A 21,885-nucleotide genomic window follows, 5' to 3' on the forward strand; every position below is an offset into this window, starting at 1 on the left:
GTGCCCCTGGAAGCTTCCGGGCGGCGCCGGCCTCGTTCGATTAAGCCCTGCCGGACAGGCGCCCCGGTGCATGCCCAGCCGGTAGCCTTGGCACCATGAGCAACGATTCAACCCGGCCCATCCGCACCGCCGTCGCCGGTTTCGGCCTTTCGGGCAGCGTCTTCCACGCCCCGTTCATCGCCGCAAACCCGGCCTATTCGCTCGATGCCATTGCCACCTCCGACGCCGCCAGGAGATCTGCCGCCGCACACAGCTATCCGGCGGCCAGGATCGTCGACACCCCGGCCGATATCCTGGAGCTCGCCGGCGAACTGGACCTGCTGGTGCTCGGCACGCCGCCCGCCACCCACTACCCACTCGCGAAAGCGGCGCTGGAAGCCGGCCTCGACGTCGTCGTCGACAAGCCCTTCGCTGTCAGCAGCGCCGAGGGGCAGGAGCTCATCGACCTGGCCGGGCGGCTGGGCCGGGTGCTCACGGTGTTCCAGAACCGGCGCTGGGACGGCGACTTCCTCACCGTTAAGGCCCTCATGGACACCGGAGCCTTCGGCACCGTGAGCCGCTTTGAGTCCCGCTTCGAGCGGTGGTCGCCCGACGTCCCCAAAGCATGGAAGGCGGCCGCAACGGCGGACGACGGCGGCGGGGTGCTGTTTGACCTCGGCACCCACCTGCTGGACCAGGCCGTGCAGCTTTTTGGGCCGGCCACGCTCATTCACGCGGAACTGGCGGCCCGGCGGCCCGGAGCCAAGGCGGACGACGACGTCTTCCTGGTCCTGCGGCACAGCTCCGGGGTGACCAGCCACCTGTGGATGAACATGCTGTGCGCCCAGCAGGGCCCGCGCTACCGCATCCTGGGCAGCGAGGGCGGTTTCACCAAGCACGGCGTGGACCCGCAGGAGCCGTACATCCTGGCCGGGGGAAGCCCGCTGGATGCCGACTACGGCGTGGAAGATCCGGACTGGGCCGGGCTGCTGGGGCGCGACGGGCACCTGGACCGGCTGCCCACCGAGCGCGGGGCCTACCCCGAGTTTTACCGGATCCTGGCCGCCAAGATCGCCGACGGCGGCGCAAGCTCGGCGCTGCCCGTCCCCGTCGACCCCGCGGGCCCGCTCCAGGTGCTGCAGCTGATCGAGCAGGCCCGGTCCCTGGCCTAGGTTCTCGGCGCGGTGCGGGCTTAAACAGCCATCGGCTGCTCCGAAAACGCCCTTCTGGGTGTCCAAAAAAGGGCGGGTTGGGCCCACGCCGGCAGGGTTCCCTGGCCGAGCTTGCGAGGCGAGGGGGCCGGTGGGGAGGAGCAGCCGATGAAGTGCTGGCTACGCGGTGCTGGCTAGGCGGAGACCAGCTCGTGCCAGTCGGCGACGAGGGGCAGGTTGTGCGCCTCGGAGACCGAGCGGTGCGCAACCTTGCCGCCGGCGATGTTCAGGCCGGCGGCAAGGGCGGCGTCGCGCTCAAACGCAGCCTTGACGCCCAGGTTCGCCAGCGAGACGGCGTAGCGCAGGGTGACGTTGGTCAGCGCGTACGTGGAGGTGTTCGGGACGGCGCCGGGCATGTTGGCGACGCAGTAGAAGATCGTGTTGTGGACCTTGTACGTCGGTTCCTGGTGCGTGGTGGGGTGCGTGTCCTCGAAGCAGCCGCCCTGGTCCACGGCGATGTCCACCAGCACGGAGCCGGGCTTCATCCGGGACACGAGCTCGTTGGTGACGAGCTTCGGTGCCTTGGCGCCGGGGATCAGGACCGAACCGATCACGAGGTCGGCGTCGACCACGGACTTCTCGATCTCGTACTTGTTGGACGCGACAGTCTTCAGGCGGCCTTGGTACTGGGCGTCCAGTTCGCGCAGGCGGTTGATGTTGATGTCCAGGATGGTGACGTCGGCACCCAGGCCCAGGGCCATGGCGGCAGCGTTGGTGCCGGCAACACCGGCGCCGAGGACAACGACCTTGGCCGGACGGACGCCCGGGACGCCGCCGAGCAGCACGCCCTTGCCGCCAGCCGGCGCCATCAGGGACGTGGCGCCGACCTGCACGGACAGCCGGCCGGCAACCTCGGACATCGGGGCCAGCAGCGGCAGGGACCTGCCCTCCTGGACCGTCTCGTAGGCGATGGCGGTGACGCCGGAGTTGATCAGGGCCTGGGTCAGTTCCGGTTCGGCGGCCAGGTGCAGGTAGGTGAAGAGGATCAGGCCCTTGCGGAAGCGGTGGTATTCGGCCTTGACCGGTTCCTTGACCTTCAGCACCATGTCGGCGCGGCCCCAGACGTCGTCGGCTTCGGCGACGATCTCGGCACCGGCGATCGCGTATTCCTCATCCGTGATGCCGGAGCCCAGGCCCGCGCCGCGCTCGACGAGGACCTCGTGGCCGTGGGTCCGGAATTCATGGACGCCGGCCGCCGTGATGGCGACGCGGAACTCGTTGTTCTTGATCTCTTTGGGTACGCCGATGATCATTTGTTAGCTCCAGTAGGTGGTGGCCTCGTGGGCCTGGATGAGCGGGGGATTCGTACTTCCAGAATAAATCCCGCTGTGAGGCACGCGACAGGTGCCGCCGCCGGGCGTTGGGCGCCCGCCGCGTCATTCCGGGGTTTTTCAAAACCGGGGATAGACATTTGTCGATGGAGCGGGCGTCAGGTGTCGGCTCGTGTCCGTCCCGGCTGCATTCGCAGTGCGGCAGGCAGGGGCAGTAGTCTGGCAGGATGCAGCAGCAGGACGTGGAGCAGCTCGTGGAGCAGGTGGCGCAGCGGCTGGGCCGCGGCCTCTCCCTCGAGGACCTCGACGGTCTGCTCCTCGCCTACAGTTCCAACCAATCCCATGCGGACCGCGTTCGGGTGAACTTCCTGCTCAGTAAGCGTGTCCCCGTGGACGTCATCGCGTGGCAGCTCTCCCACGGGATCGCGACGGCGGTCCGGCCGGTCGTCGTGCCGGCCAACGCGGACCTCGGCATGCTCGGGCGCGTGTGCGTGCCGCTGCTGGTGCGGGGCTTCCGGGTGGGGTACCTGTGGGTCCAGCTCGACGCTGAGGAACCCAGCGCCGCGACCGTCCTCGCCCAGCTGCCGGACGTGGCCCCGGAGCTGGAACAACTGTCCACCCTGCTGCTGGATTCCAATACGGCCGAGTCCGAGTTCCGGCGCCGGCGCGAACAGGAGTTCCTGGCCGCGTGCGCCGGCGAGGCCAACGCGGCGGCGGCCGTCGCGGGCTGGAAAGAGGTCCAGGGCAAGGGACCCTGGCAGCTGGTGACCGTCCTGGACGCGGATGGCTGGGCCGGTGGCTCGGATCCCATCGCCGACACGCTCATTCACCGCTCCGCGGCGCTGCAGGCGACCATCGGGGTGGATGCCGCACTGTTCAGCGCCGGCACGGAGACCCACGCGGTGGTGCTCTTCAAGGAATCCACGGGACGCGCCGACCACGCCCAGGTGCTGGTCCACTACCAACTCGAACTCGCCAAACGCTCCGGGCGCACGGTCCGGCGGATCATCCTGGGCACGTCCGAGGGATTCGCCAAGCCTCGGGAACTGGCCGAGGCCTACCGGCAGTCACGGCAGGCGGCCCAGGCCGCGGCGGTGGATCCCCAGTTGGGCGAGCTCGTCGACTGCCGGGCCACCGGCGTCTACCAGCTCCTGGCCTCGGCCGGCGGCGGCGCGGGAGCCTGGGCAGACGCGGGTTCCGTGTATTTCCGCCTCCTCGAGGACCATGACCGCAACCACGAGCTGCTGCCCGTGCTGGAGCTGTTCTACGACAACGACGGCTCGGTCCAGGAAGTCGCGGCCAAACTGCACCTGCACCGGAGCAGCATCTACAACCGGCTCGGCCGGATCCGCCAGCTGCTGGGCGTGGACCCGTTGAAGGGAATGGTGCGGCTGGAACTGCATGCCGGGCTCAAGGCGCGGCGCTGGGCTGGCCGGCCCAGAATCTAGCGGCGCGCTTAGCCCTCGCGCTTGGAGGGGTCGGCGTCGAGGGCCGGCTTCGCGTCGTGGCCAGCGTCGTGGCCAGCGTCCTGGCCGGGGCCGGCGATGCCGGCGGCACTGCGGCGGCGGGAAATCCGGCTGTCCACCCAGAGCGACACCGCTACGAAAGCGACGCCGCTGGCCAGATACGTGGCGGTGTTGTTCAGGCCCATCGCGGTTCCGAAGATGCCAGCGAGCAGCATGGCGGCGATCCCTGCCACGATGTGCCACCCTCTGAATTTACCCACATTCCAAGCTTAACCCGCGGGATATCAGTGCTTTCGCGCCGGACCGGGATCGTTGCTTGATCCTTATCACTGCTTCATGAAGCACCGGCAGCCTCGTCATCCTGGCCGGCCGGCGTCCCGGCGTCCGCACCGTTCTTCTTCTGCGTTTCAAGCCACGCCATGATGTCGGCCAGCCGGATCCGGCGGTGCGTTCCGCGGTATTCCACCGGGATCTCGCCGCGGTCGGTCATGTTCCGCAAATACGTGTGCGAGATCCCCGCAAGCTCCGCGGCCCGGGACGTCGTCAGCATTTCCTCGACGCTGCTGACCGTCACGGCCTCGCCGCGGCTGAAGCGGCCCAGCAGATCGACGACGGCGTCCCGCGCCGCGGGCGGCAGCCGGTGGACGGTGCCGTCCACGAACACCGTGATGTCGTGGCTGCCGTCGAGGGCGTACCTGAGCTTCTGCGCATCCTCGGCCGGGAGGCCGGCCGTCACCCGGGGGGCTATCAGTGCCATGAGTGCATCCTAGCGGCAGCAGCTACAGCCCAAGGTCCTCCAGGACCGGCAGTTTTGCCCGCACCCAGGCCCGGGCCTCGGTAGCGCTCGGCGCGGACAAGGCCAGCTTGGCAAGCTCCCGGGCTTCAGCCAGGGTGACGGTCTTCAGCACGGCGGCGACGGCCGCGATGGAACGCGCCGTCATGGACAGCGTGGTGACGCCCAGCCCCGTGAGGACGACGGCGAGGGCAGGGTCCGCCGCGGCCTCGCCGCACACGCCCACCGGCTTGTTGTGGCCCTCGGCCGCGGAACCTTCCACGGTCAGGCCCACGAGCCGCAGTACGGCCGGCTGCCAGGGGGTGTTCAGGGCGGCCAGTGGGCCGAGCTGGCGGTCGGCCGCCATGGCGTACTGGGTGAGGTCATTGGTGCCCAGGCTGGCGAAGCCGACCTCGCGGAGGATGGCCTCGGCCGTCAGCGCCGCCGACGGGACCTCCACCATGACGCCGGGCGTCTTGATCCCTGCCGCGGTGCACAGCGAGGCAAAGCGGGCCGCCTCCTCAGCGGTGGAAATCATCGGGGCCATCACCCAGACGTCCGCCTCGGATGCCTTCTCCGCCAGGGCAATGGCCTGCAGCTGGCGCTCCAGGACCCCCGGCGTGGTGAAATCGGTCCGGTAGCCGCGGACGCCAAGGGCCGGGTTGGGCTCGGTGGCGTCGGTCAGGAACGGCAGCGGCTTGTCCGCGCCGGCGTCGAGCGTGCGGAGCACCACTTTCTTGCCCGGGAAGGCGTCGAAGACGCCCTGGTAGGCGGCGGCCTGTTCCTCCACGGTCGGTTCGGTGTCCCGCTCCAGGAAGCAGAACTCGGTCCGGAACAGTCCCACGCCCTGGGCGTTCAGGCCGGCCGCGGCCACGGCGTCCTTGGCGCCGCCGACGTTGGCCAGGAGCGGCACGAGGTGGCCGTCCGCCGTCGTGCCGGTCCCGTCGAAAGCGGCAAGCAGCGACGCCGTGGCGGCCCAGTGGGCTGCGGCCGCGCGCTGGGACTCGTCCGGGTTCGCGGTGATGAGGCCGGCTGCGCCGTCCACGTACACCTCGGTGCCGTCGGCGAGCTCGTCGACCCCGACGGCGGCGACCACGGCCGGCAGGCCCAGCGAGCGGGCGATGATCGCGGTGTGGGACTGCGGGCCGCCACCGGCGGTGACCAGCGCCAGGACCTTTTCCGGATCCAGAGTGGCGGTATCGGCCGGGGCCAGGTCCTCGGCGATGAGGATGAACGGGGTGGGGGACACGGGAATGCCCGGCGCGGGGACTCCGCGCAGTTCCGCCACGATCCGGGAGCGGACATCCAGGACGTCCGTGGCGCGCTCGGCCATGTAGCCGCCCAGGTTGTGCAGCATCTCCGAGACCGAGGCGCCGGCTTCCCAGATTGCACGCTGCCCGGAGGTGCCGCGGCCGATCAGTTTGGCGGCGGATTTGAGCAGCATGGTGTCAGTGGCCATGAGGGCCGTGGCCTCGAGGACGGCCTTGCCGTCGCCCGAGACGGTCTCGGACCGGGCCTTCAGTTCGTCGTGGACGGATTTCGCCGCGGCCTTCAGCGCCGCCGTCGCGTCCTCCGCCGTGACGCCGGCGGGAAGCTGCTCTCCGGCAGGCGGTTCGCTGATCGGTTTGGGCATCTGCCGGACGGTACCGATGATGCGGCCCGGGCTAACGCCTACTCCTGGGAAGTTCTGCACTGAAGGTCCTCATTTTCTGTCGTAGGCCAGTGGCCACTAAGCCGGTAAACCAGGTGCCGCAGCGACCCTGCTGATCATCTGCGCCTGCGGCTGACGGCTGCGGCAGCGGGCGGGTCACGGCACCTGGAAAAATTGTATGTGATGCAGTTCATATAGCGTTGCTATAGGTGCTAGGGTAGCGGTTATGAGTATCGATGGCCAGCTACCACCCAAGGCCCGGCTGCTGCGTGCGGCCGCCGAGCTGCTGGCCAACTCCGGCGGATCCGCAGTCTCGACCCGCCAGATCACGCAGCTGGCCGGTGTCACGGCACCGACCCTCTACCACCACTTTGGTGACAAGGAAGGGCTGTTCGACGCCGTCGTCGCAGCAGGTTTCGACGAATATGTCGCGGGCGAACGTGACTTCGCGCCCTCTGGCCAACCTCTGGAGGACATCCGGAGGATGTGGGACAACCATGTCCAGTTCGGGCTGAAACAGCCGGAACTGTACCTCGTCATGTTCGGCAATATCCGCCCTGAGAGCCGCCCGGCCATCGTCGCCGATGCCGAGGCCCTTATGGAGGAAATGCTGAACAAGGCGGCTGTCTCCGGCCAGCTCAACGTCCCGCCCAAGGAGGCGGCCAGGTCCATCCTGGCGGCCAATGTGGGCATGACCCTCATGCTGATCGCGGAAAAGGTGCCGGAGCGGAACCTCGAGCTCTCCGCCATGACCCGCGACGCCATGATCTTTGCGGTTTCCACCGAGCAGGCCCGGGACAACGGTTCTGTGGACAGCGGAAAGTCCTCAGTGGTTGTGGCGGCCATCGCATTGAATGCAGCACTCCAGGCGTCCCACTCGGACCAGCTCTCCAGCTCGGAACTCAAGCTCTTCCTCGAATGGCTCCACCGGATCTCCAACAGCTCCACCAGCTAGCTCGGCGAAATTATCGGACCATCCTGCAATGCAGCGGGAACGACGGTTAGGAACTCACATGGCAACAGAGACAGTTGCGAAACCACGCACCAGCATGCGCGTACACGTCCAGAAATTCGGGACGTTCCTGTCCGGAATGATCATGCCCAACATCGGCGCCTTCATCGCCTGGGGCTTCATCACGGCGCTCTTCATCCCGGCCGGCTTCTTCCCCAATGCGGAGCTCGGCAAGCTTGTCGGGCCCATGATCACGTACATGCTCCCGCTGCTGATCGGCTACACCGGCGGCCGGATGGTCTACGGCGTGCGCGGCGGCGTGGTGGGCGCGGTGGCCACCATGGGCGTCATCGTCGGTACCGACATCCCCATGTTCATCGGCGCCATGATCCTTGGCCCGCTCACTGCCTGGATCATGATGAAGCTGGACAAGATCTGGGAAGGCCGCGTCAAGCCCGGCTTCGAAATGCTGATCGACAACTTCTCGGCAGGCATCGTTGCCGCTGCCATGGCGGTCGTGGGCATGCTGGTGGTCGGCCCGATCGTGAAGGCCTTCAGCAATGGCGCCAGCGCCGTGGTCGAATTCCTGGTCACCAACGGCCTGCTGCCCTTCACGAGCATCTTCATCGAGCCCGCAAAGGTCCTGTTCCTCAACAACGCCGTTAACCACGGCATCCTCACCCCGCTGGGCACGCAGCAGGCGCTCGAGCAGGGCAAGTCCATCCTGTTCCTGCTCGAAGCCAACCCCGGTCCGGGCTTCGGCATCCTGCTCGCCTTTTCATTCTTCGGCAAGGGTCTGGCCAAGGCGTCCGCGCCGGGCGCAGCCGTGATCCAGTTCGTCGGCGGTATCCATGAGATCTACTTCCCGTACGTCCTGATGAAGCCGATGACGATCTTCGCCGCAATCGGCGGCGGCATGACCGGCATCTTCACGCTCGTGGTCACCGGCGCTGGACTCCGGTCCCCGGCAGCCCCGGGCAGCATCATCGCGGTCTACGCCTCTACGGCACGCGACAGCTACGTTGGCGTGACGCTCTCCGTCCTCTTTGCCACCACGGTGTCCTTCCTGATCGCCTCGGTGGTCCTGAAAGCCAGCAAGGCGCCCGCCGAAGACGACCTCGATCAGGCCACCCACCGGATGGAGGCCCTGAAGGGCAAGAAGAGCTCGGTGTCCGCAGCCCTGATCGGTGAGGGCGTGGGTGCCAGCGGCGTCGCCGTCCTCGCCACCCCGATCAAGAACATCGTCTTTGCCTGCGACGCCGGCATGGGTTCCAGCGCGATGGGCGCCTCGGTGCTCCGCAACAAGATCAAGGCCGCCGGCTTCTCGGACGTCAAGGTCACCAACTCCGCGATCGCCAACCTCACCGACACGTACGACGTCGTCATCACCCACCAGGACCTGACCGAACGGGCCAAGCCCGCGACCGCCAGCGCCGTGCATGTCTCTGTGGACAACTTCATGAACAGCCCGCGGTACGACGAGATCGTGGAACTGGTCGAGGCCAGCAACACGGAAGCCGGCACCACGGAAACGACCCCTGCCGCGGCCGCCGCCGGCACCGCCCCCGCGGCCGCCGAGGCAGAAGCCGAGCAGGGTCCCGCCGGCATCCTGGTGGCCGAAAGCGTCGTCCTCAACGGCCACGCGACCACGCGGGACGCCGCGATCGACGAGGCCGGGCAGCTTCTGCTGGACCGCGGCGCCGTCGACTCCGGCTACGTGGACGCCATGCACGAACGCGAGGAATCCGTCTCCACGTACATGGGCAGCTTCCTGGCCATCCCGCACGGCACCAACGCCGCGAAGGACCACATCATGAAGTCGGCGGTCTCCGTTATCCGCTACCCGAACGGCATCGACTGGAACGGCAAGGAAGTGAAGTTCGTCGTCGGTGTGGCCGGCGTCAACAATGAACACCTGCACATCCTGTCCTCAATCGCCAAGGTCTTCACCAACAAGGCCCAGGTGGCCCAGCTCGAGGCGGCCACCACGGTTGACGAAGTGCTGGCCCTGTTCGGAAAGGTCAACTCCTAGTGAAGGCTGTTCATTTCGGAGCCGGAAACATCGGGCGCGGCTTCGTGGGCCTGCTGCTGCACGACGCAGGGTATGAGGTGGTGTTCGCCGACGTCGCGGACGCCCTCATCACCGAGCTGGCCGCCGCGGACAGCTACGAGATCCACGAAGTCGGAGAGAACCCCGCCGTCCGTACCGTCAACAACTTCCGGGCGCTGAACTCCGGCACCCAGGAAGCCGACGTCGTCGCGGAAATCGCGACGGCGGACATCGTCACCACCGCCGTGGGGCCGCACATCCTGAAGTTCGTGGCGCCCGTGATCGCCAAGGGGATTGCCGCCCGTGCCGCCGGGCTGGCGCCGCTGCAGGTGATGGCGTGCGAGAACGCGATCAACGCCACGGACATCCTGAAGTCCGAGGTCATTGCCCAGTGGGATCCGGCCGCGGGCGCCCTGGACGCGGCCGCCGTGTTTGCCAACACGGCGGTGGACCGGATTGTGCCGAACCAGGAGGCCGGGCAGGGCCTGGACGTCACGGTGGAGACGTTCTATGAGTGGGTGATCGACCGTACCCCGTTCGCCGGGAAGGAGCCGGTGGTCCCGGGCGCGACGTTCGTGGACGATCTCGCACCGTACATCGAGCGGAAGCTGTTCACCGTCAACACGGGGCACGCGGCGGCGGCCTACTTCGGATTCGAGGCCGGCCTGGGCAAGATCTCCGAGGCCATGGCCGACCAGGACGTCGCGGCCGATGTGCGCGCCGTCCTGGACGAAACCAAGGAGCTGCTGGTGGCCAAGCACGGCTTCAACCGGGCCGAGCAGGAGGCGTACGTGGAAAAAATCCTGGGCCGCTTCTCGAACCCGCACCTGCCGGACACCGTCACGCGGGTGGGCCGTGCCCCGCTGCGCAAACTCAGCCGGCACGAGCGCTTCATCGGTCCCGCTGCCGAGCTGGCCGAACGCGGAATTGTCCCCGAGGCGCTGCTCGGGGCCATCGCCGCCGCCCTGCGTTTCAATGATCCGGCCGACGCCGAGGCCGTGGAGCTGGCGAAAATCCTCTCCGCGTCCACGCCGGACGAGGCCACGGAGAAGATCACTGGCCTGCCGGCGGACCACCCGCTTTTTGCCGCCGTCTCCTCACTCATCGAGGAGGCCAAGGCGGTCGTCTAGCCGCCCCAGCCCAACGACGCTCCCTCAGATCGCGCGGGTTTTGGACGACGCTCCCTCAGATGATTGTCCGATACACAGACCCTCCCTCACTTCTGGTGAGGGAGGGTCTGTGTTTTTGACGCGAAAAGTGAGGGAGGGACTGACTGTTGACCATTAGGTTGCCTAACTGTTAGGCTACCTAACTATGAACGCCAGTGAACCGGCTGACCCCGGCCTCCTCGCTCTCGCCGAGGACTTCCGCGAGGCCCTCCGCCACAGCATCTACCTCGTCCGCCGCCTGGACGCCGACGGCGAACTCAGCGCCGCCCAGCTCAGCATGCTCAAGATGCTGTTGGACGCCGGGCCCGCCGCAGGCGGCGTGCGGGTAGGCGAAATCGCCCGGAACCTGGGCGTCAAGGTGCCCAGTGCCACCGAGCAGATCATTAAGCTCGAGCGCGCCGGCCTCGCCCGGCGCGAGCCGGACCCCGACGATTCCCGCGCCGTCCGGGTCACCCTCACGGACGCCGGCCTCGCCGCCGTCGCATCCGCCAACGAGCGCCGCAACACCGTCATGGCCGGCGTCCTCTCGTCCCTTTCGGGCGAAGACCGCGCCGCCCTCGCGGCCGCCCTCCCGGTCATCGGCAGGATCAACGCGACGCTCCTTGCCTGATCTTCACCCAACAATTCCAATCACTTAGGAGTGCCCCCATGCACGGCCAGCCCGCCGACACCCTGCCGGCAGCGGAAGTAACCCTCGAGGCCGAGAAGGCCTCACTGCTCAAACAGCCCAAGGCGGTGTGGGCCACGGCCCTCGCGGCGGTGTTCGCCTTCATGGGGATCGGGCTGGTGGACCCCATCCTGCCGGCGATCGCCAAGAACCTGGACGCCTCGCCGAGCCAGGTGTCGCTGCTCTTCACAAGCTATTTCCTGGTGACCGCAGTCGCCATGCTGATCACCGGCTACGTCTCCTCCCGGATCGGCGGGAAGCGGACGCTGCTGATCGGGCTGGCGGTCATCGTCGTGTTCGCCTCCCTGTCCGGCACGTCGGGCAGCGTGGCTGAGCTCATCGGCTTCCGCGCCGGCTGGGGGCTGGGCAACGCCCTGTTCGTGGCCACGGCGCTGGCCGTGATTGTCGGCGTCGCAAGCGGCGGCGCCGGCACGGCGATCATCCTGTACGAGGCCGCGCTCGGCCTGGGCATTTCCCTCGGCCCGCTCCTGGGCGCACTGCTGGGCGGCTGGCAGTGGCGCGCCCCGTTCTTCGGTACGGCCGTGCTGATGGCCTCCGCTTTCATCGCGCTCATTGCCCTGCTGCCCAAGACGCCGCTGCCCGAGCGGAAAGTCCGGCTCCGGGATCCGCTGCTGGCCCTGGGGCACAAGGGGCTGCGGACGACGGCGGCCAGCGGCCTGTTCTATAACTACGGCTTCTTCACCGTCCTCGCCTTCACGCCCTTCATCCTCGGCATGGACGCCTACGGGATCGGCGGGGTGTTCTTCGGCTGGGGTGTGGCCGTCGCGGTCTTCTCAGTGTTTGCCGCCCCCGTGCTGCAGAACCGCTTCGGAGCGGTCCGGGTCCTCACCGGCACGCTCGTCCTGCTGATGCTCGACCTTGTGGGACTGGGCCTGGCCGCCGGGCACTCGGTGCCGGCCGTCGTCGTCCTCGTGGTTATTTCCGGGGCGCTCCTGGGCATCAACAACACCATCTACACGGAGCTGGCCATGGGCGTCTCCGACTCGCCGCGGCCGGTGGCCTCGGCCGGCTACAACTTTGTGCGCTGGATGGGCGGCGCCCTGGCACCGTTTGCCGCCGCGCAGCTGGGCGAGCACTTCGGCCCGCAGGTGCCCTTCTTCGCCGGCGCGCTGGCCATGGTGGCCGCCATTGCCGTCGTCTTCGGCGGACGCCGCTACCTGGCGGCGCACGAGCCGCACGTGGTGTAGCAACACCCGGTGTTGCGCAGAACCCGCTGAGGTGACAAAGAACGCCCATGCTTCCTCGCAAGCATGGGCGTTCTTTTGTCGGAACGCTGAAGGCGCGGCGGCCCTCACAGAAGCGCCGGCTCAGGCCCTGGCGGACTCTTTCGCGGATTCCTTGGCGGCTTCCTTCGCGGATCCCTTGGGCACGAACAGGGTTTCGGCCTGCTCCAGGGACATGCCGTTGGTCTCCGGGACCTTGAACATGACGAAGAAGAACGACGCCGCCGCGAACAGCGCGTACATGGCGTACGTCAGCGGCAGGGAGGCCGCGGCCATGACCGGGAAGCTCAGGGTGATGGCGAAGTTGGCGATCCACTGCGCGGCCGCGGCCAGGCCCAGGGCCCGGGCGCGGATCCGGGACGGGAAGATCTCCCCCAGCAGCACCCATACCAGCGGCCCCCAGGAGGCGCCGAAGCTGATGACGAACACGTTGGCGGCGACCAGCGCCGCCGGACCCCACGCCCCGGGCAGCGAGATCGCGTCGCCGGACCCGGTGGCCGAGCCGAAGGCCAGCGCCATGGTGCCCAGCGAGAGGGCCATGCCGATGGAGCCGGCCAGCATGATCGGACGGCGCCCGATCCGGTCCACCAGGGCGATCGCCACGAGCGTGACCAGGATGTTGGTGACGGCGGTGGCCACGGAGATGGTGAGCGAATCCTTTTCCTGGAAGCCCACGGCCTTCCACAGCGTGGTGGAGTAGTAGAAGATCACGTTGATGCCGACGAACTGCTGCAGCACGGACAGGATGATGCCGATCCAGACCACCGGCTGCAGGCCCAGGGCCTTGCCGCGCAGGGATCCCTTCTGGCCGGCAAGCTTGTCCTCGTCGATGGCCTTCTTGATGTCGCGCAGGTGCCGGTCCGAGTCCTCGTCCGGGGCGATCGACTTGAAGACCCTGAGGGCCTCCTCGTCCTTGCCCTGGAACACCAGGAACCGCGGCGATTCGGGCAGGGTGAAGGCGATCCAGCCGTAGACGACCGCGGGAACGGCGGCGGCCATGAACATCCAGCGCCACGCTTCCAAACCAAGCCACAGGGCCTGGTCCGCGCCGCCGGCCGACGTCGCGAACACGGCGTCGGAGAGCAGGGCGGCGAAGATGCCGGTGGTGATCGCCAGCTGCTGCAGCGAGGCCAGGCGGCCCCGGACGTGGCGGGGGGAAATTTCGGAAATGTAGGCCGGCGCGATCACCGAGGCCAGGCCGATGCCGAGCCCGCCCACCAGACGCCAGAAGATCAGGTCCCAGACGCCGAACGCGAACCCGGTGCCGATGGCGCTGACCAGGAACAGCAGCGCGCCCAGCTTCATGGCCGGGATCCGGCCGTAGCGGTCGGCGATCTTGCCGGCCAGGTAGGCCCCTGCCGCGCAGCCGAGGAGGGCCACGGCGACGGCGAAGCCGGTCACGGCCTCGCTGAGGGCGAACTCGTCCTTGATCGCGTCGACGGCACCGTTGACGACGGAGGAGTCAAAGCCGAAGAGGAAGCCGCCGACGGCGCCCGCTACGGCCAGCCAAATGACCCTTTTTGGGATCTTGGCGGCGGTCTGGTCATGGGTGGTGGTCATACGGCTCCCTTGGCAGTTCGCGGTCCACGGCCTTCGCCGCAACTACCCAGTCTTACACCCGCCCCCGCGTGCCCCCTGTCACAACCACTGGAAAGTGAGACGAAACATACACTTTGCCGCTGCTGCGGCTGAGGACAGACGACGACGGCCGGCAGTCCACAAGACTGCCGGCCGTCGTCGTGTTCCAGACCTCGGGACCACCTAGTGGGCGGCGGCCACGGCGCCCTCCCGGGCAACCGCCTTCGGGTCCGTGAGTTTCTTGTTCGGCAGGGCGAACGTGATCAGGAAGGCGATGCCGGTGAGCACGGCGGCCGTGAGCATGACCGCGTCGATCGACTGCGCGAAGCCCTCGACGATGGGACGGGTGAGCGTCGAGTTGGCCGTGTGCAGCCAGCTGGTGTCGTTGAGCGAGTCGTTGCTGGCGCCGTTCTTGAAGAAGTCGTAGAGCTGGGCGTTGGCCGGGTCGGCGGCCACGGCCGGATCCTTGAGCACCTTGAGGTAGTCAGCATTCTGCGCGGCGTCCTTCATGCCCGTGGCGATCTTGTCCGCCGCGAGGCTGAAAAGCATCGAGATGAACACTGCCGTGCCAACCGCGCCGCCCATGGAACGGAAGAACGCGGCGGAGGAAGTGCCCACGCCCATGTCCTTCGAGGGCACGGAGACCTGCATGGCCAGCGTCAGGGGCTGCATGCAGAAGCCCAGTCCCAGGCCGAAGAACACGGCGATGGCGCCGGGGACCCACAGCGGGGTGTCCACGCCGAGGGAGAGGCCCATGACGACGGCGGCCGCCGTCAGCGTTGCGGTGCCAAGGATCGGGAAGATCCGGTAGGTGCCCGAGGCCGAGATGGTCCGGCCCGCTGTGATGGAGCCGGTGAGGATGCCCACGGTGAAAGTGATCATCATGAGGCCGGCCTCGGTGGGGGTCAGGCCCTTGACCAGCTGCAGGTACATGGGCAGCATCGCGATGGCGCCGAACATGCCGATGCCGATGATGAAGTTCAGCAGCGAGGACAGGCCGAAGGTGATGTTCTGGAACAGCCGGAGCGGGATCAGCGCGTAGTCGGCGGCGTGCCGTTCGGCCAGCAGGAACGCGATGATGCCCACGACGCCGAGTGCGTAGCAGAGGTAGGAGTTCGCGGAGCTCCAGCCCCAGGTGCGGCCCTGTTCGGCCACGAGGAGGAGCGGCACAATGGCCAGCGTGATGGCCGCGGCGCCCCAGTAGTCGATCTTCTGCTTTACGTGCTTGGCGGGGAGGTGCAGGTACATGAACACCACCGTGAGGGCCGCGAGACCGATCGGGATGTTGATCAGAAACACCCAGCGCCAGCCGTCGATCCCGAGGATGGTTTCGGTGCCCGCGAAGGCGCCGCCGATCACCGGGCCCAGGACGGAGGAGATGCCGAAGACCGACATGAAGTAGCCCTGGTACTTGGCCCGGTCCTTGAGCGGCACGATGTCGCCGATGATTGTCAGGGCGAGGGCCAGGAGGCCGCCGGCGCCCATGCCCTGGATGCCGCGGGCAATGGCGAGCTCGGTCATCGAGTGGACCGAGCCGGCGTAGAGCGAACCGGCGAGGAAGATCACGATGGCGATGAGATACAGCGGGCGGCGCCCGAAGATGTCACTGAGCTTGCCGTAGAGCGGCGTGCTCACCGTGGAGGTGATGAGGTAGGCGGTGGTGGCCCAGGCCTGCAGGGAGAGCCCGTCGAGGTCGTTGGCGATCGTGTAGATCGAGGTGGACACGATCGTCTGGTCCAGCGAAGACAGGAACATGCCGAGCATGAGTCCCACCATGACGGTGATGGTCTGACGGTGGGTCAGGACCTCTCCCGCGGCGCGCACGGAGGTGGTTTTGGACATGACTGCTCCAAGGTGAAGTGGGGGATTAAGCGGATAGTTGCTTTCAGTAACTATGTTACTGGCTGAATTGTTCCCGCCACTACCTCGGGGAGAAGAAAGTCCTTAGCGTTCGACCAGGATCCCGTCCGGATCGCACCAGATCATCACGCCGGGGCGGATGGCCACGCCGTCGATTTCCAGGGGCACGTCGATTGCCCCGGCGCCGTTCTTGGCGCTCTTGCGCGGGTTGCTGCCCAGTGCCTTAACCCCGAGCGGCAGCCCCGCGATGGCGAGCCGGTCCCGGATGGCACCGTTGATAACGACGCCGGCCCAGCCGTTCGCGACGGCGCTCGCCGCGATCATGTCCCCCATCAGTGCGGTGCGGAGGGAACCGGCGCCGTCGACCACCAGGACGGAGCCGTGGCCGGGAGCGGCCAGCACGGACTTGACCAGCGCGTTGTCCTCAAAGCAGCGGATAGTCCGGACCGGCCCGCTGAAATGCGTGTGCCCGCCCAGGGACTGGAACTGCACCGACACGGATTCCAGCTCCCCGCCGCGCTCGTCGTAAAGGTCTGCGGTATTCAGGGCGGAAGCGTTCACAGTGACTCCTTGAGTGTTAACCGGATGGCGTGGCAGAGCGGGTTGGCAGCGTGTTTCATGACCGAGACTCGCACATTGCGCCCAGATCTGCCGAGTCCCGGTAGTCTGGCTGCGCACTGATACATATGCCTGATCATCAGTTCCAGGGGGAGCCATGAGCATGTCCGATACCACCGCGCCGGCGCTCGCCGAACCCGAACGCCGCGTCCGGCCTGTCTGGACGGCAGGGGTGGTGCTGGTCAACGTCGGCATCAACGCGGCATTCTTCGGCCCGCTCCAGGTGCTCCTCGGCCAACAGGCGGCAGCCTTCAGCGAACCGGACAAGGAAGCCATCCTCGCCCTCGTGACGGGTGCGGGTGCGGCCGTGTCCCTGGTGGCCAACCCCCTCTTCGGCGCCTTCAGCGACCGGACCACCGCGCGCCGGGGGCGGCGGGTGCCGTGGGTGCTCTTCGGTGCCGTCCTGGGTGCCGCGGCCCTGATCGCGCTGGCCGGCGCCCCGGGCGTTGCCGCAATGACGCTGCTCTGGTGCCTCGTCCAGGCCGGCTGCAACGGCGCCTATGCGGCCATCACGGCGGCCATCCCGGACCGCGTGCCGGTACCCCAGCGCGGCACCGTCGGCGGCCTTGCCGCCATGGGCCAGACAGCGGGAATCCTGGCAGGGGCGGTGATCGCCGCCGCCGTCGCCGGAAACTTCGCCGCGGGGTATGTTGTCTGCGCGGTGGCGCTGCTCGCCGGCGTCGTGCTCTATTACTTCAAGAACGACGACGTTCCGCTGCCTGCGCAGGCCCGTCCGCCGTTCAGTCTGGGCGGCTTTGTGCGGGGTTTTTGGATTTCCCCGGCCCGCCATCCGGATTTTGCCTGGGCCTGGCTGACACGGCTCCTGGTGAACATCGGCAACCATATGATCACCCTCTACCTGCTGTTTTTCCTCAACGACGCCGTCCGCGTCCGCGAAACCCAGGGTATCGAGCCCGAGTTTGGCGTCCTGATCCTCACAGGCCTGTATGCGGTCATGGTGATCATCACCAGCGTGGTCGGCGGCCGGCTGAGCGACCGCCTGGGCCGCCGGAAGCCGCTGGTCATCATCTCTTCCGCCGTGATCGCCGCAGCCTCCCTCATTCTTGCGTTCGCGCCCACCTGGCCGGGTGCGCTGGTCGGCGCGTCCGTGCTCGGCATCGGCTTCGGCTGCTATCTGGCGGTGGATTTTGCCCTCATTACCCAGGTGCTGCCCACGGCCCTGAACCGGGGCAGGGATCTTGGCGTCATCAACATTGCCAACTCGCTGCCGCAAGTGCTCGCCCCGCTGATCGCGTACCCCTTTGTTGCCTGCTGGGGCGGCTATGTGGCGCTGTACTTGGCGGCCGCCGTGATTGGGCTTCTGGGGGCCGTGTTCGTGGTGAAGATCAAGGGCGTGGACTGAGCCGCCCGCGTTCCGTGCAGGGGGCCTCGGAGCCCCGGTCTCCTCGCCGGGCGCCCGGATTCGTGGCGTATAGTGGACGGCAATTGCCGCGGCAGCGCGGTGGGCGGATCGCGCCCGGCTGCCGAGAAAAACGACCCCCGGAACGCTGCTGATGCCTGATTTTCACTCAGATCTTCCACCGATGGCCCCTCCACCCACTCTGCCCCGGCAGCGGCTCCGTTACGTGCGGATCCTAGATGTCGCCGCGGGGTTTGCCCGCAAGGGCCTGGACTCCGTGGTCCTGTCCGAGGTGGCGGCCAAGGCGGACGTGCCACTGGGGACGCTGTACCGCTACTTCCCGTCGGCCACCCAGCTGGTCCTGGCGCTGTACCGCAAGCAACTGGGCGAACTGCTCGCGGGGAGCTCGCCGGCGGCCGGCAAGGTCGCGGCCCAGGCCCTCGCGGGAGTGGTGATGGAGATCTTCCACATGCGCCTGATGCAGCCCGCCGTGGAGCAGTCCCTCAACCGGGCGGTCTACGTCAAGGACAACGACACAACGCGGCTGCTGCGCGAGATCGATGCGACGGCCGAGAAGGCAGTCACGGCGGCGTGCGGCGACCCGGCCGTGGCCCGGGTCCTGCTGCTGACGGTTACGGGCCTGGTCCAGGCCGTCCGCTGCCGCCGGCTGTCCCTCTTCGAAGCGGAGGAGGACCTGAAGAAGGCCTGTTCCCTCCTGCAGCGGACCCCGCAGGCCGCGTAACTGGTCTAGACCAGCGGCCCGGAATATGCCCTCCCGCGCGTGATCCGGGTCACATATTCTGGAGAAGAAACGTTTCACCACGGGTGGGTAACGCTCCCCGCGGGCGTAACGGGCGCGATGCCCTGTTTACCATTGCTGGACCGGAGCCGGCTGATGCCGGCAAATCGGGGAAACACCGGCGACCGCCACCTCTGGTCGCCGCCGCCCCTGCCAGACCAACTTGAGCATCCTTGCTTGAGCTTCCATGAGCCGTGCGCCCACGGTGAGCCCCAGGAGACAACGACGTGTCCACTGAAACGATCATTCCCGCCGATTCCACCTCCCCGGCTGAGCCAGTAGCCGTGCTCAGCGACGAGGAAATCTTCGCATCCCACGAGGGCGGCAAGCTGTCGATTTCCAGCACCGTCCCGCTTGCCAGCAAGCGCGACCTCTCCATCGCCTACACGCCCGGTGTCGCCCAGGTCAGCCGCGCCATCCACGCCAACCCGGAGCTCGCCAAGACGCTCACGTGGGCCCAGCGCCTCGTGGTGGTGGTCAGCGACGGCACGGCCGTGCTGGGGCTGGGCAACATTGGCGCCAGCGCCTCGCTGCCCGTGATGGAGGGCAAGTCCGCGCTGTTCAAGGCCTTCGGCGAACTCGACTCCATCCCGCTGGTCCTCAACACCACCGACGTCGACGAAATCATCGAGACACTTGTCCGGCTGCGCCCCAGTTTCGGCGCCGTCAACCTTGAGGACATCGCCGCGCCCCGCTGCTTCGAACTAGAGGAGAAACTCATCGAGGCGCTGGACTGCCCGGTCATGCACGATGACCAGCACGGCACCGCCGTCGTCGTCCTCGCCGCCCTGACCAACGCCGCCAAGGTGACCGGCCGGACCCTCGACAGCCTGCGTGTGGTGGTCTCCGGCGCCGGGGCCGCCGGGATCGCGGTCGCCGAAATCCTGCTGACGGCCGGAATCGGCGACGTCGTCCTCCTGGACTCCCGCGGCACCATCAACAAGGACCGCGCGGACATCGCCGCCGATCCGGCCAGCAAGAAGGCCCAGCTCGCCGCCCGCAGCAACCCTCGTGGCGTGACAGGCGGCCCGGGGGAGGCGCTGCTCGGCGCCGACGTGTTCGTCGGGGTCTCCTCTTCGAAGCTGGACGAGGAGCACCTCAAGCTGATGAACCACAGCTCGATCGTGTTCGCCCTGTCGAACCCGGACCCGGAAGTCCTGCCGGAGGTCGCGAGCAAGTACGCGGCCGTCGTCGCCACCGGACGCAGCGACTTCCCGAACCAGATCAACAATGTCCTGGCCTTCCCCGGCATCTTCCGCGGCGCCCTCGACGCCGGCGCCCGCCGGATCACGCCGGCCATGAAGCTCGCCGCGGCCCGGGCCATCGCGGAACTGGCCGAGGACGACCTTTCCGCGGACTACATCGTGCCCAGCCCGCTGGATCCGCGCGTGGCCCCGGCGGTCTCCGCCGCAGTCGCCGCGGCGGTGGCCGCCGAGTAGCCGGACCGCGTCAGAAGGCATCCGACACCGGACGACGACGGCGGCGCTTCCCTGAGGGGGGGGCGCCGCCGCTGTCGTTCCTGGAGCCGTCCGGAAGTTAGGCGCCGGCATTCCGGGCCCCGGGGCCGTCAACGGCAGCCCGGGGCCCGGCCATAGACTGGGGCCATGAACCCCGAGATTGTCGTGACAGTGCTCTGCGGCCTCGCCATCGTGGTGGGCGTTGCCGGGACGATCATTCCCGTTCTGCCCGGCAGCATCCTGATCGGGGCGAGCCTGCTTGCCTGGGCATTGTGGGGCGGCGCCGGGACCACCGGTTGGGTGGTCTTCGGGATCGGGATGCTTTTCGTTCTGGCCGGCATGGCCGCCAGCACCGTCCTGACCGGCCGGAAGCTCAAGCAGCACAGCATCCCGAGCCGTTCCGTGGTGGTGGGCCTCGTGCTGGGCGTGGCCGGCATGTTCGTCATCCCCGTGGTGGGGCTCTTTGTGGGCTTCGCCGCCGGGCTCCTGCTCAGCGAGCTGCAGCGCACCCGCGTGTTCGGCACCGCAGTGGCCTCGAGCTGGGCCGCGCTGAAGGCCACGGGCCTGGGCATGATCGTGGAATTCGGCCTCGCGTGCCTCGCCGCGAGCACCTGGGTGATCGGCCTCTGGGTGGCCTCGGCGGCCTAGCAGCGGCCTGCCGGAGCCTACTACCATGGGGGAATGAGCGCCGGACTTGGCGAATCCGCCCCCCAAATTCCTGACGGCCGCATTCCCGCTGGCCAGCTTGCTGACGGCGAAAGTCCCGACGGCCAGCGCGGGCCGTACACGGACACCCGCGACCTGACGCCCTTCCGCAAGGTAGTGGTCCGGACACCCGTCCGCGGCCTGGCCGGCACCGTGGGCGGCGCGGTGGCCGGACTCATGGCGGGCCGGGCACCCGGGACGCTGGCCGCCGAAGGCGGGGTGCCCCGGCTGGGCAGGGTAGGGGGCCGGGCCTCGGCCAAGAGGATGAAAGCCGTGCACTCCGCCGTCTTCGGAAGCACCGATCCTGACCGCCTGATAACCCTGGCCCGCTCCTACCCCGGCTGGGCGGGGGTGTGCTACCTCATGGCCGGGCTGCTGGCGTACGCCCACGGCGGGCACCTGCGCGCGTCCGAACTCCTGCAGCACGGCCTGAGACTGCGGAACGACGAGGACGCCAACCGCTACGCCGGTGAATACCTGGCCGGCGTGGTCACCAGGGTGGAGGTGGCCGAGCGGATTGAGGTTCCGGTGCTCTTCTCCGAGGAGGCCGTGTTCCTGGCGCTGTCCCATTCCCTGCGCGAGACCGGCCAGACGGAGGCGGCGCTGGCGGCGCTGGCCGGCCTGCCGCCGTCGTTGCCGCTCGCCCTGGCGCGCTGTTCGCTGGAGGCCGAGCTGGGACGCGACGTCGACGTGGTGGCAGAGACCGAGGGCCTGCTGAACGCGGACGATCTGTCCGCGGCGCTGCTGCTGGTGCGTGCCCGGTCGCTGCGCAGGCTCGGCGCCTACACCGCTTCCCGTTCGGCCCTGCAGGAAGTCCTGCGGCGCAGGAAGACTGACTTCACCCTCCGCAGCGACGCGCTGACTGACACCGCCCTGCTCCTCCTCGAGGCGGGCCGCAAGACCCTCGGCGGCCGGGACTGGCAGCGCCACAAACCGGCACAGCTGGAGGCCGTGAAAGCCATCCGCAAAGACGCCGAAATGCACGAACTCTGGGACCGCGAATACGGGCGCGCTGACGACGACTGACGGGCTTCCACGCCCGATCGCGGCCAAATCCACGTATCCACTACTCTTGC

The 21,885-nt window shown here is 68.1% G+C and carries 19 protein-coding genes; 12 read left to right on the forward strand and 7 right to left on the reverse strand.

Annotation, left to right across the window (positions count from 1 at the left end):
* Positions 1-95: 95 nt before the first annotated feature.
* A complete protein-coding gene (locus AC1DHX_RS02560; RefSeq protein WP_476859597.1) occupies positions 96-1,151 on the forward strand; it encodes a Gfo/Idh/MocA family protein in 1,056 nt (351 codons plus the stop codon).
* A gap of 173 nt (positions 1,152-1,324) precedes the next feature.
* Here the strand turns inward: AC1DHX_RS02560 and ald are convergent, their stop codons facing one another.
* On the reverse strand, positions 1,325-2,443 hold the full coding sequence (gene ald / locus AC1DHX_RS02565) for an alanine dehydrogenase (protein WP_079555133.1): 1,119 nt from the start codon (positions 2,441-2,443) through the stop codon (positions 1,325-1,327).
* A 245-nt stretch (positions 2,444-2,688) separates the two neighbouring features.
* Between ald and AC1DHX_RS02570 the strand changes: the two genes are divergently transcribed.
* Positions 2,689-3,909 (forward strand): PucR family transcriptional regulator, encoded by a 1,221-nt coding sequence (locus AC1DHX_RS02570; protein WP_223914951.1) that lies wholly within the window; start codon positions 2,689-2,691, stop codon positions 3,907-3,909.
* Positions 3,910-3,917: 8 nt separating this feature from the next.
* On the opposite strand, the gene AC1DHX_RS02575 is transcribed toward AC1DHX_RS02570, so the two are convergent.
* The 3 genes from AC1DHX_RS02575 to ptsP all read right to left on the reverse strand — a co-directional run bounded on the left by AC1DHX_RS02575 (position 3,918) and on the right by ptsP (position 6,392).
* Positions 3,918-4,187, reverse strand: a complete 270-nt coding sequence (locus AC1DHX_RS02575) for a hypothetical protein (RefSeq protein WP_476859596.1) — start codon at positions 4,185-4,187, stop codon at positions 3,918-3,920.
* 74 nt (positions 4,188-4,261) lie between these two features.
* Positions 4,262-4,684: a helix-turn-helix domain-containing protein gene (locus AC1DHX_RS02580; protein ID WP_476859595.1), complete on the reverse strand. Its 423-nt coding sequence runs from the start codon at positions 4,682-4,684 to the stop codon at positions 4,262-4,264.
* Positions 4,685-4,706: 22 nt separating this feature from the next.
* Positions 4,707-6,392, reverse strand: coding sequence for a phosphoenolpyruvate--protein phosphotransferase (gene ptsP / locus AC1DHX_RS02585; RefSeq protein WP_223914954.1), 1,686 nt, complete (start codon positions 6,390-6,392; stop codon positions 4,707-4,709).
* Positions 6,393-6,576: 184 nt separating this feature from the next.
* On the opposite strand from ptsP, the gene AC1DHX_RS02590 reads away from it, so the two are divergent.
* From AC1DHX_RS02590 to AC1DHX_RS02610, 5 genes are all read left to right on the forward strand, one after another.
* Positions 6,577-7,305 carry a TetR/AcrR family transcriptional regulator gene (locus tag AC1DHX_RS02590; RefSeq protein WP_028277575.1) on the forward strand — a complete coding sequence of 243 codons (729 nt, stop codon included), beginning with the start codon at positions 6,577-6,579 and terminating at the stop codon, positions 7,303-7,305.
* A 58-nt stretch (positions 7,306-7,363) separates the two neighbouring features.
* Complete coding sequence (locus AC1DHX_RS02595; protein WP_476851444.1) at positions 7,364-9,334, forward strand: PTS mannitol transporter subunit IICBA; 1,971 nt, start codon at positions 7,364-7,366, stop codon at positions 9,332-9,334.
* Positions 9,334-10,482, forward strand: coding sequence for a mannitol-1-phosphate 5-dehydrogenase (locus AC1DHX_RS02600; RefSeq protein ID WP_476859594.1), 1,149 nt, complete (start codon positions 9,334-9,336; stop codon positions 10,480-10,482). The genes AC1DHX_RS02595 and AC1DHX_RS02600 overlap by 1 nt, the downstream gene beginning before the upstream one ends.
* 184 nt (positions 10,483-10,666) lie before the next feature.
* Complete coding sequence (locus AC1DHX_RS02605; protein ID WP_223914957.1) at positions 10,667-11,131, forward strand: MarR family winged helix-turn-helix transcriptional regulator; 465 nt, start codon at positions 10,667-10,669, stop codon at positions 11,129-11,131.
* Positions 11,132-11,169: 38 nt separating this feature from the next.
* A complete protein-coding gene (locus AC1DHX_RS02610; RefSeq protein WP_028277571.1) occupies positions 11,170-12,396 on the forward strand; it encodes an MFS transporter in 1,227 nt (408 codons plus the stop codon).
* A gap of 120 nt (positions 12,397-12,516) precedes the next feature.
* Here the strand turns inward: AC1DHX_RS02610 and AC1DHX_RS02615 are convergent, their stop codons facing one another.
* From AC1DHX_RS02615 to rraA, 3 genes are all read right to left on the reverse strand, one after another.
* Positions 12,517-13,992 carry a sugar porter family MFS transporter gene (locus AC1DHX_RS02615; protein WP_223914958.1) on the reverse strand — a complete coding sequence of 492 codons (1,476 nt, stop codon included), beginning with the start codon at positions 13,990-13,992 and terminating at the stop codon, positions 12,517-12,519.
* Between the two features lie 201 nt (positions 13,993-14,193).
* Positions 14,194-15,852, reverse strand: a complete 1,659-nt coding sequence (locus tag AC1DHX_RS02620) for an MDR family MFS transporter (protein WP_476851446.1) — start codon at positions 15,850-15,852, stop codon at positions 14,194-14,196.
* Positions 15,853-15,954: 102 nt separating this feature from the next.
* The gene (gene rraA, locus AC1DHX_RS02625; protein WP_476859593.1) at positions 15,955-16,431 is read right to left on the reverse strand and encodes a ribonuclease E activity regulator RraA; all 477 of its coding nucleotides are present in this window, start codon (positions 16,429-16,431) and stop codon (positions 15,955-15,957) included.
* A 154-nt stretch (positions 16,432-16,585) separates the two neighbouring features.
* On the opposite strand from rraA, the gene AC1DHX_RS02630 reads away from it, so the two are divergent.
* From AC1DHX_RS02630 to AC1DHX_RS02650, 5 genes are all read left to right on the forward strand, one after another.
* A complete protein-coding gene (locus AC1DHX_RS02630; protein WP_476859592.1) occupies positions 16,586-17,851 on the forward strand; it encodes an MFS transporter in 1,266 nt (421 codons plus the stop codon).
* Between the two features lie 181 nt (positions 17,852-18,032).
* On the forward strand, positions 18,033-18,590 hold the full coding sequence (locus AC1DHX_RS02635; RefSeq protein ID WP_476857711.1) for a TetR/AcrR family transcriptional regulator: 558 nt from the start codon (positions 18,033-18,035) through the stop codon (positions 18,588-18,590).
* A 302-nt stretch (positions 18,591-18,892) separates the two neighbouring features.
* Positions 18,893-20,086, forward strand: coding sequence for an NAD(P)-dependent malic enzyme (locus AC1DHX_RS02640; RefSeq protein WP_374208206.1), 1,194 nt, complete (start codon positions 18,893-18,895; stop codon positions 20,084-20,086).
* Between the two features lie 165 nt (positions 20,087-20,251).
* A complete protein-coding gene (locus tag AC1DHX_RS02645; RefSeq protein ID WP_223914964.1) occupies positions 20,252-20,752 on the forward strand; it encodes a DUF456 domain-containing protein in 501 nt (166 codons plus the stop codon).
* 33 nt (positions 20,753-20,785) lie between these two features.
* Positions 20,786-21,835 carry a hypothetical protein gene (locus tag AC1DHX_RS02650; RefSeq protein ID WP_476859591.1) on the forward strand — a complete coding sequence of 350 codons (1,050 nt, stop codon included), beginning with the start codon at positions 20,786-20,788 and terminating at the stop codon, positions 21,833-21,835.
* Positions 21,836-21,885 lie beyond the last annotated feature (50 nt).

This window comes from Arthrobacter sp. 05N33_2, assembly GCF_056397425.1.

Excerpts from the sequence above, each read along its gene's own strand:
- AC1DHX_RS02610 (WP_028277571.1), top strand. The coding sequence starts at position 11,170 with ATGCACGGCCAGCCCGCCGACACCCTGCCGGCAGCGGAAGTAACCCTC.
- AC1DHX_RS02595 (WP_476851444.1), top strand. The coding sequence starts at position 7,364 with ATGGCAACAGAGACAGTTGCGAAACCACGCACCAGCATGCGCGTACAC.
- AC1DHX_RS02620 (WP_476851446.1), bottom strand. The coding sequence starts at position 15,852 with ATGTCCAAAACCACCTCCGTGCGCGCCGCGGGAGAGGTCCTGACCCAC.
- AC1DHX_RS02590 (WP_028277575.1), top strand. The coding sequence starts at position 6,577 with ATGAGTATCGATGGCCAGCTACCACCCAAGGCCCGGCTGCTGCGTGCG.
- AC1DHX_RS02580 (WP_476859595.1), bottom strand. The coding sequence starts at position 4,684 with ATGGCACTGATAGCCCCCCGGGTGACGGCCGGCCTCCCGGCCGAGGAT.
- AC1DHX_RS02615 (WP_223914958.1), bottom strand. The coding sequence starts at position 13,992 with ATGACCACCACCCATGACCAGACCGCCGCCAAGATCCCAAAAAGGGTC.
- AC1DHX_RS02560 (WP_476859597.1), top strand. The coding sequence starts at position 96 with ATGAGCAACGATTCAACCCGGCCCATCCGCACCGCCGTCGCCGGTTTC.
- AC1DHX_RS02650 (WP_476859591.1), top strand. The coding sequence starts at position 20,786 with ATGAGCGCCGGACTTGGCGAATCCGCCCCCCAAATTCCTGACGGCCGC.
- AC1DHX_RS02630 (WP_476859592.1), top strand. The coding sequence starts at position 16,586 with ATGAGCATGTCCGATACCACCGCGCCGGCGCTCGCCGAACCCGAACGC.
- AC1DHX_RS02635 (WP_476857711.1), top strand. The coding sequence starts at position 18,033 with ATGGCCCCTCCACCCACTCTGCCCCGGCAGCGGCTCCGTTACGTGCGG.
- ald (WP_079555133.1), bottom strand. The coding sequence starts at position 2,443 with ATGATCATCGGCGTACCCAAAGAGATCAAGAACAACGAGTTCCGCGTC.
- AC1DHX_RS02645 (WP_223914964.1), top strand. The coding sequence starts at position 20,252 with ATGAACCCCGAGATTGTCGTGACAGTGCTCTGCGGCCTCGCCATCGTG.
- AC1DHX_RS02570 (WP_223914951.1), top strand. The coding sequence starts at position 2,689 with ATGCAGCAGCAGGACGTGGAGCAGCTCGTGGAGCAGGTGGCGCAGCGG.
- AC1DHX_RS02605 (WP_223914957.1), top strand. The coding sequence starts at position 10,667 with ATGAACGCCAGTGAACCGGCTGACCCCGGCCTCCTCGCTCTCGCCGAG.